Source organism: Bifidobacterium catulorum (assembly GCF_003129925.1).
Classification (GTDB): Bacteria; Actinomycetota; Actinomycetes; order Actinomycetales; family Bifidobacteriaceae; genus Galliscardovia; species Galliscardovia catulorum.
Window position 1 is genome coordinate 1 of record NZ_QFFN01000019.1, and the last position, 13,764, is coordinate 13,764.

14 protein-coding genes are annotated in these 13,764 nt (G+C 66.3%); 13 read left to right on the forward strand and 1 reads right to left on the reverse strand.

Annotation, left to right across the window (positions count from 1 at the left end; translation table 11 throughout):
* Window positions 1-512 precede the first annotated feature (512 nt).
* From DF200_RS07150 to DF200_RS07180, 7 genes are all read left to right on the forward strand, one after another.
* Entirely contained in the window at window positions 513-1,280 is a 768-nt protein-coding gene (locus tag DF200_RS07150) for a CpaE-like family protein (protein ID WP_146192038.1), read from the forward strand.
* A complete protein-coding gene (locus DF200_RS07155; RefSeq protein WP_109137598.1) occupies window positions 1,264-2,355 on the forward strand; it encodes a TadA family conjugal transfer-associated ATPase in 1,092 nt (363 codons plus the stop codon). Before DF200_RS07150 ends, DF200_RS07155 begins: the two co-directional genes overlap by 17 nt.
* A 27-nt stretch (window positions 2,356-2,382) precedes the next feature.
* Complete coding sequence (locus tag DF200_RS07160) at window positions 2,383-3,054, forward strand: type II secretion system F family protein (RefSeq protein ID WP_241520182.1); 672 nt, start codon at window positions 2,383-2,385, stop codon at window positions 3,052-3,054.
* Between the two features lie 19 nt (window positions 3,055-3,073).
* On the forward strand, window positions 3,074-3,649 hold the full coding sequence (locus DF200_RS07165; protein ID WP_146192039.1) for a type II secretion system F family protein: 576 nt from the start codon (window positions 3,074-3,076) through the stop codon (window positions 3,647-3,649).
* 212 nt (window positions 3,650-3,861) lie between these two features.
* Window positions 3,862-4,137: a DUF4244 domain-containing protein gene (locus DF200_RS07170; protein WP_109137600.1), complete on the forward strand. Its 276-nt coding sequence runs from the start codon at window positions 3,862-3,864 to the stop codon at window positions 4,135-4,137.
* 14 nt (window positions 4,138-4,151) lie between these two features.
* The gene (locus tag DF200_RS07175) at window positions 4,152-4,541 is read left to right on the forward strand and encodes a TadE/TadG family type IV pilus assembly protein (RefSeq protein ID WP_241520183.1); all 390 of its coding nucleotides are present in this window, start codon (window positions 4,152-4,154) and stop codon (window positions 4,539-4,541) included.
* A complete protein-coding gene (locus DF200_RS07180; protein WP_241520184.1) occupies window positions 4,534-4,908 on the forward strand; it encodes an Rv3654c family TadE-like protein in 375 nt (124 codons plus the stop codon). Before DF200_RS07175 ends, DF200_RS07180 begins: the two co-directional genes overlap by 8 nt.
* A gap of 109 nt (window positions 4,909-5,017) precedes the next feature.
* Here the strand turns inward: DF200_RS07180 and DF200_RS07185 are convergent, their stop codons facing one another.
* Window positions 5,018-5,920, reverse strand: a complete 903-nt coding sequence (locus DF200_RS07185; RefSeq protein WP_109137602.1) for a formate/nitrite transporter family protein — start codon at window positions 5,918-5,920, stop codon at window positions 5,018-5,020.
* A gap of 446 nt (window positions 5,921-6,366) precedes the next feature.
* On the opposite strand from DF200_RS07185, the gene dnaX reads away from it, so the two are divergent.
* From dnaX to DF200_RS07215, 6 genes are all read left to right on the forward strand, one after another.
* Window positions 6,367-8,883: a DNA polymerase III subunit gamma/tau gene (dnaX, locus tag DF200_RS07190; protein ID WP_109137603.1), complete on the forward strand. Its 2,517-nt coding sequence runs from the start codon at window positions 6,367-6,369 to the stop codon at window positions 8,881-8,883.
* Window positions 8,884-8,912: 29 nt separating this feature from the next.
* Window positions 8,913-9,515, forward strand: a complete 603-nt coding sequence (gene recR, locus DF200_RS07195; RefSeq protein WP_109137604.1) for a recombination mediator RecR — start codon at window positions 8,913-8,915, stop codon at window positions 9,513-9,515.
* Window positions 9,516-9,786: 271 nt separating this feature from the next.
* On the forward strand, window positions 9,787-10,551 hold the full coding sequence (locus DF200_RS07200) for an aspartate kinase (protein ID WP_109137605.1): 765 nt from the start codon (window positions 9,787-9,789) through the stop codon (window positions 10,549-10,551).
* A gap of 78 nt (window positions 10,552-10,629) precedes the next feature.
* Window positions 10,630-11,193, forward strand: coding sequence for an ACT domain-containing protein (locus DF200_RS07205; protein ID WP_109137628.1), 564 nt, complete (start codon window positions 10,630-10,632; stop codon window positions 11,191-11,193).
* Between the two features lie 51 nt (window positions 11,194-11,244).
* The gene (locus DF200_RS07210) at window positions 11,245-12,315 is read left to right on the forward strand and encodes an aspartate-semialdehyde dehydrogenase (RefSeq protein ID WP_109137606.1); all 1,071 of its coding nucleotides are present in this window, start codon (window positions 11,245-11,247) and stop codon (window positions 12,313-12,315) included.
* Window positions 12,316-13,012: 697 nt separating this feature from the next.
* The gene (locus DF200_RS07215) at window positions 13,013-13,639 is read left to right on the forward strand and encodes a DUF5701 family protein (protein WP_109137607.1); all 627 of its coding nucleotides are present in this window, start codon (window positions 13,013-13,015) and stop codon (window positions 13,637-13,639) included.
* Window positions 13,640-13,764 lie beyond the last annotated feature (125 nt).

Sequence of the window (13,764 nt, forward strand, 5' to 3'; positions counted from 1 at the left end):
GCGGGTGGGGCGCGATGTAGACGGTGGCGGTGCGTGTGCGCGGATGCATTATGCGGGTGACTCGGAACAGATGAATCGGGCCGGGTGCTTCGGGCCGAGGGTGGTCCATCCGTCAACATTGCCGGAAAACCCCATGCCGGCATGACCGACGTTGCGACAATCGGACCATGGATACTGCATATATCGGAATGGTCGAAGAGGATGCCCGGCCGGCGGGACGGGGCGTGAACGCGGGCGCTGGCGGCGGTGCTCTCCGTGGGGATGCCGTCGGTGCGGTGGATGCCGTCGGTGGTATGCCGCTGCCCGCGGGAATGAAGACGCTGCCGACGCCACGACCGAGACGGTTCTACGTTCGAGCCTCCACGCAGGGGCCTCCGGCGGGGCGGATGGAACGAGAACGGCGGCGTGGGTATGGGCATGGGCATAGTCACGGTCGCGGCGTCGGTGGCCGTGGGGCGTCGGGGTCCTCTGCCGGGACGGCGTTCGGAGACAGGCCATCCGGTGCCGTGCGGATGAGCGGACCGGGTGCGGTGGTGTTCTCGTCGGCGAGCGGCGGCATCGGCGTCAGCGCGTTCGCCGCCATGTGCGCGCGGACGCTGATGAAACGCGACAGGTCCTGCGTGCTCGTCGACATGGATTTCTCGGCGGGCGGGGTCGACGTGCTGCTTGGCCAGGAATCCGAGGGCGGGCTTCGGTGGAGCGGCGTCAGCGCGCCATTGGGCAGGATCGAACCGGAATCGCTGCTGCACGAGCTTCCCCAATGGGAGGGCCTGCCCATGCTGGCTTCCGATCCCTGGAACGACGGGCATCCGGACTGGTGGGAGATCGAAGCCGCCGTGGATGCTTTGGCGCAATGCCGTGACGTCGTCATGGTGGACGCCGGCCATGCGGGGGACTGGCGGAAGATTCCCATCGCCCTGCATGTGATGATGGTGGAGCTCAGTGTGCTTGGGCTGGCGCGGGCCCGGGGCGCCCTGGCCCGGTTGAAGGACCGGGGCGTGGACGGCGATGGCGGGGCCTCCTTGGCGGTGGCTGATGCCCCATTGCTGCTCGTGGGGGTACGGCCGTTCGGTGCGGGGCATGGTGGCGTGGTGACGGAGCGCGACGCCAAGGATTATCTCAAGGCGCCGTTGGCCGGTGTGATACGGAGGAAAAGCGGTCTGGGCAAAGGTTTGCTGGCCGGACTGGGGATTACGCGGATTCCACGACGGTACCGCAGACTGCTGGATGACATATGCGACCGGGTGGAGGAAAGGTGCTGCGATGGACGTCGGCCATGACGTTGGCGGGGCCCGTCGGCCCTCCGTGGTGTTCGGGCCGTTGGACGCCGTGCTGCACGAGTCCGGGATCACCGATGTGGCCGTCACCTGTGACGGGCGTATATGGGTGGACCGCGGCGGCGGCATGGAGGAGCGCGTGGTGCCGATGGGGTTCCGCACGCCCCGCATCGTTCGGGACTATGCGGTGCAGCTGTGCGCCCAGCTCGGACACCGGCTTGACGACTCGCGCCCGATAGCGGACGCCGCCACCCCCGACGGCATCCGCGTGCATGCCGTCATCGAGCCGCTGGTGGAGCAGGGGGCGGCGTTGTCCATCCGCTTCCCGGACCGCGTGCCCTCGGACCTGTCGACGCTGCGCGGCTCCGGCATGTTCCCCGAATCATGGATGACGCTGCTGCAACGGCTGGTGGAGGAGCGGGCGACGATGCTGATCACGGGTGGGACCGGAACAGGCAAGACCACGCTGCTCAAGGCGTTGCTCGCCTCGTGCGACGCCGGCGAACGCATCGTCAGTGTGGAGGAGATTCGCGAGCTCGGCGCATTGGACCATGCCAATCATGTGTCGCTGGTGGCGCGGGAGGCGAACGTGGAGGGCGCGGGCGCCGTGGGACTGCCCGACTTGGTCAAGGCCACGCTGCGTATGAGGCCCGACCGCGTGGTGCTGGGGGAGTGCCGCGGCGAGGAGATAGCGGACCTGCTGCGCGCGTTGAATTCCGGGCATCATGGCGGCATGGCCACGGTGCATGCGGATGGTGTGGACCGGGTTCCGGCCCGGCTGACCACGCTGGGATTGCTGGCCGGATTGAGTCCGGAGGCGTTGGCGATGCTGGCGCAGGGGGCGTTCGATGTGGTGCTGCATCTGGAACGGTTGCATGGCGTTCGGCGCATCGCCCAGGTCGGTGTGCTGGAGGCGGGCGCCGATGGTCGTCTGGTGGGCAGTCCGCTGTGCGAATGGGATGGCGCGGGGGCGGAGGCATATCATGCCGGCTGGCCCGCGTTCGCCGAACGGTGGGGCGTGCCGTTGTCCGGCGACGGGGTCCGTCCGGCTCCGCAGCTGCCGGCGAGACGTCGATGATCGGCGTCGGCGAATGATGGGCGGGTGATGGTGATGATGGCGGTGTTGGCGGCGGTGGGTGCGGGATGCACCGTGGGATTCTTGCTGTGGAATGTGGCGCCGCCGTGGCGCCGTCTCGACGGCCTGGGTGATGCCGCTGTACGGTCCATGACCCGTATGGGGGTGGCGGCGGCATTGTCGTCGATGGGAGCGTTCATCCGCAACGGCGGAACCGCGTCCGCCGCCTTGGAGGAGCTCGCCGGTCGTCGGTTCGCCACGAACCGCGTCACCGAGGAGCGCGCCGCGGAGGTGTTCGAACAACGTCGCGGCGCCGACGAGACCCCGGAGGTGGCCCGTCGCGTCGCCCGCGACGTGTTCGTGGCATGCCGTGTCAGCGAGCGGCTTGGATGCGAGACGGTGCGTTGTCTGAAGGCGGTCGCGTCGTCGTATGCCCGTTCGCGGTTGATGGATGATCTGAAGGCGAAGGCGCTGGCCATGCCCCGGTCCACGGTGAGACTGCTGTCTGCGCTGCCTGCCGTGACCGTCGTGCTCGGCGAGATGCTGGGTGCCGGTCCGCTGGCGTTCCTGTTCGGTTCCATGCCGGGATTGCTGTGTCTGTCTGCGGGCGTGCTGTGCTATGCCGTGGGGTTGCTGTGGGTGGAGGCGCTTATGCGTCGCCTGCATGATGATGTCGGCGGCGCGGATGCGCGGACACCATGATTCGGTGGGGTGATGGCACATGGGAATGATATGGCAGCTGCTGGCGGCCGGAACGGCCGGCATGGCGGCGTATCTACATATCGGTGGCCGTCGCGCCGTTGCGCTGCCGGGCCGCCCGTCGTGCGGCACCGTGCCTCCGGTGCCGTTGCTGTTGGAACTGGTCGCCGTGGCGGTCCGGCAGGGATCGTCCATTCCCCGCGCGTTGGCGGTCATCGGCGAAACACTGCTCGACGACGGCGTCACGGTCGAGCCGGACGACGATGCGTTGGGCATTCGACTGGTCGCCGTGGCGAACGCGTTGAACCGTGGAGCGGATTGGGACAACGCCTGGGGCGTGGTCCCGCCCGACAGCCGTCATCGGCGGTCGTTGGACGCCATACGCGAGACGCTGGCCCCATCGTGGAAGCATGGCGTCTCGCCGCTGATGCGCATCGAAACGGCCATCGAACAGATCGACCGGGACGAACGCCGTTCGATCGAGGAGGACGCCGCCAGACTGTCGGTACGGGTGCTGGTGCCCATGGGACTGTGTTTCCTGCCGGCGTTCGTGCTCATCGGAGTCATCCCCTCCATCGTGTCGTTCGCCGGGGCATGACAAATACGCATGGTCCGCAGGATGTGGATGGTTTTTCCGTTGTCCACAAGACGTTTTTTCAAGCGGGAGTAAGGCTCATCCACGTTTGTCAACATTGCCGGGAAACCCTGCTGCGGCGGTCCGTAATACGGCACACTGGAATCAGCTTCGAAGCCGAGACAATGCAGACCGATACAAGGTGGGCGGCCATTCGACCGCCGGAAAGGACGGACATGATGGAACGACTGCAATCAGACGGGCTGAATCATGGACCCAACATAAGCGACCGTCTGGGAAGCATGACCCAGAGGGCGAAAACGACGATATGCCTATGGGACGCACGGCTGCGGACATTGACCGCGGAACCGGAGAAAGGGCTGGCGACGGCCGAATACGCCGTCGTCATGATCGCCGCGACCGGCTTCGCCGGCCTGCTGGTGGCGATCCTGAAGTCCGGGGCCGTGAAGACGCTGCTGACCAATCTGGTCAGGCAGGCCCTGAGCGTATGACCTGAAAGGCGGGGATGATGAGGGGCGAGGCGCGACGATGGGATCGGGTCCGTGGCGGGCTGGCACGCTCGGACCGGGGAACGGTCACTGCGGAGTTCGCCGTGGTGTTGCCGACGGTGATGGTGGTCGCGCTGATGCTGTTCTCGTCCGCACGGGCGGTGATCGTCAACATGAACTGTCAGGACGCCGCCCGAGCGGCCGCCCGGGAACTGGTGGTGGCCGGAGACGGCCCCGCCGACGTCGCGGGGGTCGTCACACGCATAGCGGGGAACGGCGCGAGCGTCACGACGTCGGTGACCGACGGCATGGTCGTTGTGACGACGCGATGCCCGGTGCTGCCCGGACCGTTGGGAGTGGTCCTGCCCGATGGGCGGGGCGAGGCCGCGGGGATTCGCCATGAATAACGTGGCCGGATTGAACGCGTGGACGCGTTCCGACGAAGGGTCCGGCACCGTCGTCGGCGTCGGACTGGTGATGGTCGCCGCGGTGTTGCTCTCCGCGATTCTGGCCGTGGGCAACGTGCTGTATTGCAGGGCGGTGGCGCAGACCGCGGCGGATCATGCGGCGCTTGCGGCGGCCACCGCATTGTATGAATCCGCTGGAGACCCCTGTGTGGAGGGCGGTTCCACGGCGGCCGCCAACCGCGCCCGCATGACGGGATGTGCGATCGACGGCGAGGATGTGACGGTCACGGCCGCTGTGTCGACCCGCGTGCCGTTCGTCGGAGACGCTTCGGCCCGGGCACGTGCCGGGCCGAAGGACTGCGGATGACGTCTGGGCGATGGCCGGGCCGTCATCTGGTCGTCGAGGTGCCGCCGCCGTGGTGGTTGGCGCCGTCGCGGGCATCGATCACGCGGGCATCAATCACCGGTGGGCGTCGTCATCGGTGGGCGTCATCGCGGCGGGCATTGACGAACCAGTAGGCGAGCGCCACGAAGATTGCGCCGCCGACGATGTTGCCCAGCGTGGCCGCCGAAAGGTTATACAGGATTCCGGGCACGTTCACCGAACCGGCGCCGGCGGCCGAGGCGCCGAAGCCCATGAGCTTGGCCACGAGACCGACGGGAAGGAAGAACATGTTCGCCACGCAGTGCTCGAAGCCCATGGCCACGAAGCCGGCGATGGGCAGCAGGATGCCGAGCACCTTGTCGCCGACGGAGCGTGCGGAGAAGCCGATGCGCACGGCGAGGCAGACGAGGATGTTGCACAGGATGCCGCGGAAGAACAGCGTGACCCAGTCCGGGGTGATCTTTGATGCGGCGGTGGCCACGGCGGTGTCTCCCACGGCGCCGTCGTTGAGTCCCATGGTGCCGGCGAGCGCGATGAGCGTGACGAGCAGCAGCGCGCCGGCGAGGTTGCCGAACCAGACGATGATCCAGTTCTTGGCGAGCGCCCCCCAGCTGATTTTGCGTGCGGCGATGTCGCTGGCCATCAGGGAGTTGCCGGTGAACAGTTCGGCGCCGCAGCACAGCACGAGTACGAGGCCCATGCAGAAGGCGAGGCCGCCGACGAAGCGTTTCGGGCCCCAGGTCATGGCCGGGTCGGAGGTGACGATGAGGAAGAACAGCGCGCCGAAGCCGATGAAGGCGCCGGCGAACATGGCGGAGACGAAGGCCTTGCCTCCGGTGAGCTGCGTCTTGCCGATGCCGGCCTTCTCCACGGCCTCCTCGGTCTCGGCCGGGGTCAGGGCGTTGACGTTGATCTGCGGGGTGAGGATGGACTGCGTGGTCTTGATGGACGGCGATGAACCGGTCTCGGCTGCCGGGGCGTCGTTGTGCGGCATGGTGCGATCCCTTCTCTGGAGTCTTCGATGAACCGCATACCATATTCGCGCACACGGTTGACTCGTTCTCCTCCGTTCCCATCATTTGCAGAAGGGACGGGCTCGCCGGGCGGATTCCCGTACCGATGCGGTTCCATGGTTCGGCGGGGCCGGATGGTCAAGCGGGGTCAAGTAGTATGGGAATCTGGTCCGCCGGGAAGCAGCAGTTTGGTTTTGGATAGATTGGGTTTGGATTATGGCTTTGGCATTGTATAGGCGTTACCGTCCCGACATCTTCGATGGAATAGTGGGTCAGGACCAGGCTGAGCCGTTAAGACGACAGTCCAGTGGACTGTCGTTAGGCGATGCGAGCGCGATGCATCGAGCGCGAGGTCTGGAAACGGCGGCATGGTGACCTGGTCCGCCGGGAAGCAGCAGTTTGGTTTTTGATAGATTGGGTTTGGATTATGGCTTTGGCATTGTATAGGCGTTACCGTCCCGACACCTTCGACGGAATAGTGGGTCAGGACCAGGTCACCATTCCTCTCTCCCGCGCCCTTGACGAGGGCAAGCTCACGCACGCCTATCTGTTCTCCGGACCGCGAGGCTGCGGCAAGACCAGTTCGGCGCGCATCCTCGCCCGCTGCGTCAACTGTGCGAAGGGACCGACCTCGCATCCCTGCGGTGAGTGCGAAAGCTGCCGGGACCTTGCCACGGGCGGCCCCGGGTCCATCGACGTGGTGGAGATCGATGCGGCCAGCCACAACGGTGTGGACGACGCCCGCGAGCTGCGCGAGCGCGCCGGGTTCGCGCCTGCGCGCGACCGTTACAAGATCTTCATCCTCGACGAGGCCCATATGGTCACGCAGCAGGGGTTCAACGCACTGCTGAAGATCGTGGAGGAGCCGCCCGAGCATGTGATGTTCATCTTCGCCACCACCGAGCCGGAGAAGGTCATCGGCACCATCCGCTCGCGCACCCACCACTATCCGTTCCGTCTTGTGCCGCCCGAGGTCATGGGCCCGTATCTGGATGAGATCTGCGATAAGGAGGGCATCAGGCCGGAGCCGGGCGTGCTCAGGCTCGCCATGCGTGCCGGCGGCGGCTCCATGAGGGACACGCTTTCCGTGCTCGACCAGCTCATGGTCGGCGCCGTCGACAACGTCATCACCCATGATTCCGCGATCGCGCTGCTCGGTTTCACCCCGGAGGCACTGATCGCCGAGGCCATCGACGCCGTGATCGACAAGGACGGCGAGAAGCTTTACGGCGTCGTGCAGAAGGTCGTGGTCGGTGGATTCGATCCGCGTCGGTTCGTCGAGGACCTGCTTTCGCGTGTGCGAGACCTTCTGGTGCTCACCATCGCCGGGGAACGGGCGGAGTCCGTGCTCAGCGACGACGCCGAGGCGGAGGACGTCGACGATCTGCGCCGTCAGGCCAAGGCGCTCGGTCTGGAACAGCTGACGTCCATCGCCGACGTCATCAATTCGACGCTTGGTTCGATGAGCGGCGCCACATCCCCCCGTATGAGGCTGGAGCTCCTCGCCGCACGGCTGCTGGTGCCGTTCCACCCGTCGCAGCGGAACGTCTCCACGGATTTGGCCCAGACGGCTCCGGCGTCGCCTTCCCCGACGCAACAGTCCGGCGCCGCGCGCGGAGGCTTCATCGGCCGCCGCCGGGCACCGCAGTCCGCCCAGTCCGGTGGTGGTTCCGCCGAATCCCGGCCTGCGGAACCGGCTGCCATGCAGACCGCGGCAACGGCTGCGACGGAGCCCGCACGGTCCTCATCACCCGCGGACGCGTCCGCGCCGCATCCGGCACCGGCGGAGGAACGCCATCGGTCCGACGACTCCCGTACCCCGGACGAGAAATGGGATGCGCTGGTCGCCGCCCTCCCCTTGGACGTGCGCGCCTACGTGGACCGCACCAGGGTTCCGCGGGTCAAGCTCGCCCCCCATCCCAGGACCGGCAAGATGTACCTGTGGATCAAGTTCAGCAAGCCGCTGAACAAGTATGCGTTCGCGCTTGCGGTGGCGTCGCAGAGCGTTGACGGCACCACCAAGGTGACGAACATCATCCGTTCCGAGATCCACAAGGCGTTCGGCCCCGAAGTGGGCCTCGCTCCGACCAGGAAGATGGCGGACGGGCAGGAGGCGCCGCCGTGGAAGAGCCTCGATCCGCAGCGGCAGCAGCAGATCAAGGCGCAGCTGCTGCAGGAGCAGATGAGCGCCGTCACGGCGCCGGCGGGCACCGCCGCACCGGCCGTGTCGCAACCGCGCGAGCACGCCACGTCCGACGCCGACGCCCCACAGGCCGCCGGCGCCAGCGACGACGACGCCGACGTCCACCGGACCGGACAGGCCCCGCAGGCGGCGGCCCCGTTGCCCGAAGACGACCCCTGGGCCGCGCCCGCGGCTCCGTCGGGCCCATCGTCCGTGTCCTCCGATGTTCCCGGACCCTCCGTGCCCGACGACCCGTGGGCCGTGCCCGCCCGGTCCATGCCGGCATACGAGGACCTGTCGCATGAGGAATCCCGTCGTGCGCCCCAAGGCCCGACGCACACCAAGCATGTTGCGGTCCCCGACCTGAGCGACGATACCGACCCGTGGGCCGTTCCCGTCTCGAACGGCAACCGGTCGCCGCAGCCATCGCAGGAGCCGAAACCGGAGCCGCAGCAGCCCGGCCCGTCGCAACAGGCGCCGCATTTCCGTCCGAACATGCGGCAGACCCCGCCGCCGTCGCATCCGGCGTCCGACGGCCCCGCCACCGTCCCGCCGTCCGAGAACCCCGCCCCGGCCGTGGACCCGGACGAGGACGAATACTCCATGACCGACGAGTCGCTCGGCTCGTCGAACGCCATGAGCCTCGATGCCCTCAAACAGATGTTCGAGGTTAAGACCGTGGAGGACATCGCCGCAGACGATCCAAGGAACCCGCGCAACATCGCCGCCAAACGCAGGACGGACACCGACGGCGACGAATGACGGTATGACCATCAACGGAAGGAAAGACCATGGCATTGGCCTATGATGGCGCAATCCAGAACCTCATCGACGCATTCGCCAAACTGCCGGGCATCGGACCGAAAGGCGCGCAGCGCATCGCCTTCTACCTGCTCGGTTCCGACGACCATGAGGCCCAGGAGCTCGCCGACGCCATCCAGGAGGTCAAGGCCAAGGTGCGGTTCTGCGATATCTGCGGCAACGTATGCGAGACCAGCCCCTGCCCGATTTGCGTGGACCCGCGGCGCGACCGTGGAATCATCTGCGTGGTCCAGGAACCCAAGGACGTGATGAGCATCGAACGTACGCGGGAATTCCGGGGCCTCTACCATGTGCTCGGCGGCGCCATCAACCCCATGGCCAACATCGGCCCCGCCGACCTGCGCATACCACAGCTGCTCAAACGGCTCGAATCCGGCGAGGTCACCGAGGTCATCATGGCGTTGAACCCCAATATCGAGGGCGAGGCCACCACCACCTACATCGCACGCCTGCTCGGACCATTGGACGTCAAGGTCACACGGCTGGCCAGCGGCCTGCCCGTCGGCGGCGACCTCGAATACGCCGACGAGGTCACGCTGGGCCGCGCGCTCGCCGGCCGACGGGAGGCATAGCCGGACGGCGTGATGACACAGCCGGACGGCGTGATGACACAGTCCGGACGGCGCTGACGACACCGTCAACCCATACGGAAACGACAGTCGAACGATTTACGTGAGTCGTTCCTGACGTCCGGAACGTGCGGCTCGCTCACAATGTGGAGAATGCGATCTGCGATTCACCTCGCACGCCCTATAATCTTGCCGTTTGCGTACACTGTTGCGTACTTGTGCGCACAACGACAACGACAAAACGGGCGCAGATTTTTCACGAGATTGGATTGACGTGGCACTTATCGTTCAGAAGTATGGCGGCTCGTCGGTAGCCGACACCGACTCAATCAAACGTGTGGCCAGGCGCATCATCGAAACCAAGAAGAAGGGCAACGATGTCGCGGTCGTGGTCTCGGCGATGGGCGACACCACCGACGATCTGATCGACCAGGCGCTCGACATCGACGCCAAGCCGCCGGAACGCGAGATGGACATGCTCATGACGGCCGGCGAGCGCATCTCCATGAGCCTGCTCGCCATGGCCATTCACGCGCAGGGCGTGCGCGCCCACTCCTTCACCGGGCAGCAGGCCGGTTTCCTCACAGACGCCCGCTACGGTGCCGCGCATATCCGCGCCGTCAAGCCGAAGCGTGTGGCCGAGGTGCTCGATGAGGGAGACGTCGCCATCGTCGCCGGTTTCCAGGGGATCAACACCAAGGGCGACGCCACCACGCTCGGCCGTGGAGGCTCCGACACCTCCGCCGTGGCGCTGGCCGTGGCGCTGGGCGCCGACGTATGCGAGATCTACACCGATGTCGACGGCGTGTTCACCGCCGATCCGCGCATCGTGCCGACCGCGCGCCGCATCCCCGCCATCTCCTACGAGGCGATCCTCGAAATGGCCGCCTGCGGCTCCAAGGTGCTGGCGTTGCGTTGCGTCGAATACGCGGAACGCTTCCAGATGCCTCTGCACGTGCGCAGCTCCTTCTCGCACCGTCCCGGCACGCTGATCCTCCCCGAGGGCGCCGATCCGCGCGGCATCCCCAACCTGCAGTGACCCGACGGCCACACCCCGGCCGAGACCACATCCGTATTACTCGTATTCCATCCGTACAACATCGCGAAAGTAGTGATCATGACCAACGATAACCAGTCCATGGGCGACCTGTTCCCCGACCTCGGCCCCGAAGACCCGGTCGTTTCCGGCATCGCGCACGACAAGAGCGAGGTGCAGGTCACGCTGCGCCGCATCCCCGACGTGCCCGGAGTGAGCACCTCCGTGTTCACCAGTCTGGCCGAGGCCGGCGTGAACGTCGACATGATCGTGCAGGCCGCCGCCTCCACCGGCACCGCCGACATCTCCTTCACCGCCTCCGAATCCCAGCAGCGCCAGATCGAGCAGGTGCTCACGGACAAGCGCGACGAACTCAAGTACGAGTCCCTCGACATCAACAAGGAGGTCGGAAAGGTCGCGCTCGTGGGCGTGGGCATGAAGACCCACTCCGGCATCGCCGCCACGTTCTTCCGTGCGCTGAGCGAGAAGAACATCAACGTGCTGATGATCTCCACCTCCGAGATCCGCATCTCCGCCATGGTGCCGCTCGCCGACCTTGAGGACGCCGTGCGCGCCATCCACACCAAGTTCAACCTCGACTCCGACCAGGTGGAGGCCGTGGTGTACGGCGGCACCGGCCGCTGACCGCACGGCATGGAATCGTTTGGGAACCAATAGGGAAGAAGGGAACGAACCATGGTTCAGATCAATGACAAGGGCGTAAACGTAGCGGTGCTCGGCGCCACCGGCCAGGTGGGCATGGTGATGCGCCGCATCCTCGACGAGCGGGACTTCCCCGTGAAGGACCTGCGCTTCATGGCGTCCGCGCACTCCGCCGGCACCGTGCTCAACTGGCGCGGCCACGACATCGTGGTGGAGGACGTGGCCAAGGCCGACCTGTCCGGCATCGACATCGCCGTGTTCTCCGCCGGCGGCGGCACCTCCAAGGTGTGGGCCCCGAAGTTCGCCGAGGCCGGCGCCTACGTGATCGACAACTCCTCCCAGTGGCGTATGCACGACAACGTGCCGCTGGTCGTCGCCGAAGTGAACCCCGAGGACCTCGACGAGGTGCCGGACCGCATCATCGCCAACCCGAACTGCACCACCATGGCCTGCATGCCGGCCATGAAGGCCCTTTCCGACGAGTTCGGCCTCAAGCGCCTGATCGTCAGCTCCTATCAGGCCGTCTCCGGTGCGGGCCGCGCCGGCGTTCTGCAGTTGATGAACGAGGCGAAGGCCGCCATCGAACAGGGCGCCGACAAGCTCGTGTTCGACGGTTCCGCCATCGACTTCCCCGAGCCGACCAAGGTGGTGCGCACCATCGCCTTCAACGCCGTGCCGTTCATCGGCGCCATCGTGGACGACGGCAGCGAGGAGACCGACGAGGAGCAGAAGCTGCGCAACGAGAGCCGTAAGATCCTGCACCTGCCGGAGCTCAAGGCCAGCTGCACCTGCGTGCGCATCGGTGTGTTCACCGCCCACGGCATGAGCATCAATGCCGAGTTCGAGAAGGACGTCACCCCGGACGAGGCCCGTGCGGTGCTCGCCAAGGCCCCGGGCGTCGTGCTCGACGACATCCCCACCCCGCAGCTCGCCGCCGGCAAGGACCCGAGCTTCGTCGGCCGTATCCGTCAGGATCAGGCCGTCGATGGCAAGAAGGGCCTGTCGATGTTCATCACCAACGACAACCTGCGCAAGGGTGCAGCCCTCAACGCCATCGAGCTCGCCGAAATCGTAGCGAGGAAGCACTTCGGGGATCAGTTGTGATCTCCGAACGATAAACACTGCGCAAATCAGTTGTGATTTGCCGAACCTGCCGGGCAATCGGCTCCCCTCCCGGCGGAGGGGAGCCGTCGAGCGTATGCGAGACTGAGGGGAGTGGATTGCGCGGGGTGCGGTTCGTTTTTGGCTGGTGGCCCCCTCAGTCCGCCTTGCGGCGGCCAGCTCCCCCACCGTTCGTGGGGGAGCCGATTGGGTGGGGCGTCTTGCCGGTGGCCGGTTCCCCGTGGGCTGAGGGCCGCCAATCGGATGGGGCGTCTTGGCGGCCGTTTTCCCGTGGATTGTGGTGTCCGGTTGGGTGACGTCGGTCCATCTTGGTAATCGGCTCCCCTCCCGGGGAGGGGAGCTGTCGAGCGTATGCGAGACTGAGGGGAGTGGATTGCGCGGGGCGCAGCTCTTTTTTTGGCTGGTGGCCCCCTCAGTCCGCCTTGCGGCGTCCAGCTCCCCCACCGTCCGTGGGGGAGCCGATTGGGTGGGGCGTCTTGCCGGTGGCCGGTTCCCCGTGGATTGTGGTGTCCGGTTGGGTGACGTCGGTCCATCTTGGTAATCGGCTCCCCTCCCGGCGGAGGGGAGCTGTCGAGCGTATGCGAGACTGAGGGGAGTGGATTGCGCGGGGCGCAGTTCATTTTTGGCTGGTGGCCTATCGCCGGCGCCGCTTGTCACCATCGCTGGGGATACTGTAGACATGTCTGAAGCATCCGTTGAAGCGCAAAAGCAGTTGGACCGCATCGTGGCCTTGGGATATCCCGACGTGGCCGATATGACGGCGGCCGCGTTCCGTGCGTTGGCCACCCCGATCATCAACGCGTTGTCGAAAAGCGATCTTGGCGCCAATATTCTGCTCGTGCCCACACGGGAGCTGGTCTCTCCGGAATCGCTGATCGCCAGGACCAGCATCAACCGCATGGCGGGATTCACCACCATGCCGCCCCGCGACATCGCCAGTTTCATGCCGCAGGATGGTTTCGAGCCTCCGGAAGGCCCGTTCTACATCGTCGTGGACCCGCATACCGGCACCACATATACGAACCGCGAGCCCGACATCGCCCGCAAGCTCGTCGAATCCGATGGCCGTCTGCCATTGACGCTTGAGGAGGGGCTCGCCATCGCCACCCAGCATCCCGACTGGCTTGTGCACAAGAACGGGTTCAATCTGCTCGGGTCGCGAAGCAACGACGGGCGCGTCCCCAGCATCTGGATGAGCCAGAACGCGCCGCGTCTTGGCGCCGTATGGCCGACGAGCAGGCATACGTGGCTGGGCAACGCATATTGCCGGTCCCGTCTCGGCGTCTCGCTGTTCCATTATCAGTGAGCCTCAGGTTCAGATAATCTGAAACCTGCCGGTCGGTGATATGTCGGCGACGACCCGGCTCTGCGTCGTCGGCCGGCATTGCAGCGTCGGGTCATCGCCGCATTGCCGGCATATCACCGCGTCGG

Bases quoted from the DNA above. Each gene is read 5' to 3' on its own strand.
- DF200_RS07150 (WP_146192038.1), top strand. From the start codon at position 513: ATGAGCGGACCGGGTGCGGTGGTGTTCTCGTCGGCGAGCGGCGGCATC.
- recR (WP_109137604.1), top strand. From the start codon at position 8,913: ATGGCATTGGCCTATGATGGCGCAATCCAGAACCTCATCGACGCATTC.
- dnaX (WP_109137603.1), top strand. From the start codon at position 6,367: ATGGCTTTGGCATTGTATAGGCGTTACCGTCCCGACACCTTCGACGGA.
- DF200_RS07210 (WP_109137606.1), top strand. From the start codon at position 11,245: ATGGTTCAGATCAATGACAAGGGCGTAAACGTAGCGGTGCTCGGCGCC.
- DF200_RS07205 (WP_109137628.1), top strand. From the start codon at position 10,630: ATGACCAACGATAACCAGTCCATGGGCGACCTGTTCCCCGACCTCGGC.
- DF200_RS07165 (WP_146192039.1), top strand. From the start codon at position 3,074: ATGGGAATGATATGGCAGCTGCTGGCGGCCGGAACGGCCGGCATGGCG.
- DF200_RS07160 (WP_241520182.1), top strand. From the start codon at position 2,383: ATGGTGATGATGGCGGTGTTGGCGGCGGTGGGTGCGGGATGCACCGTG.
- DF200_RS07215 (WP_109137607.1), top strand. From the start codon at position 13,013: ATGTCTGAAGCATCCGTTGAAGCGCAAAAGCAGTTGGACCGCATCGTG.
- DF200_RS07185 (WP_109137602.1), bottom strand. From the start codon at position 5,920: ATGCCGCACAACGACGCCCCGGCAGCCGAGACCGGTTCATCGCCGTCC.
- DF200_RS07175 (WP_241520183.1), top strand. From the start codon at position 4,152: ATGATGAGGGGCGAGGCGCGACGATGGGATCGGGTCCGTGGCGGGCTG.
- DF200_RS07170 (WP_109137600.1), top strand. From the start codon at position 3,862: ATGATGGAACGACTGCAATCAGACGGGCTGAATCATGGACCCAACATA.
- DF200_RS07180 (WP_241520184.1), top strand. From the start codon at position 4,534: ATGAATAACGTGGCCGGATTGAACGCGTGGACGCGTTCCGACGAAGGG.
- DF200_RS07155 (WP_109137598.1), top strand. From the start codon at position 1,264: ATGGACGTCGGCCATGACGTTGGCGGGGCCCGTCGGCCCTCCGTGGTG.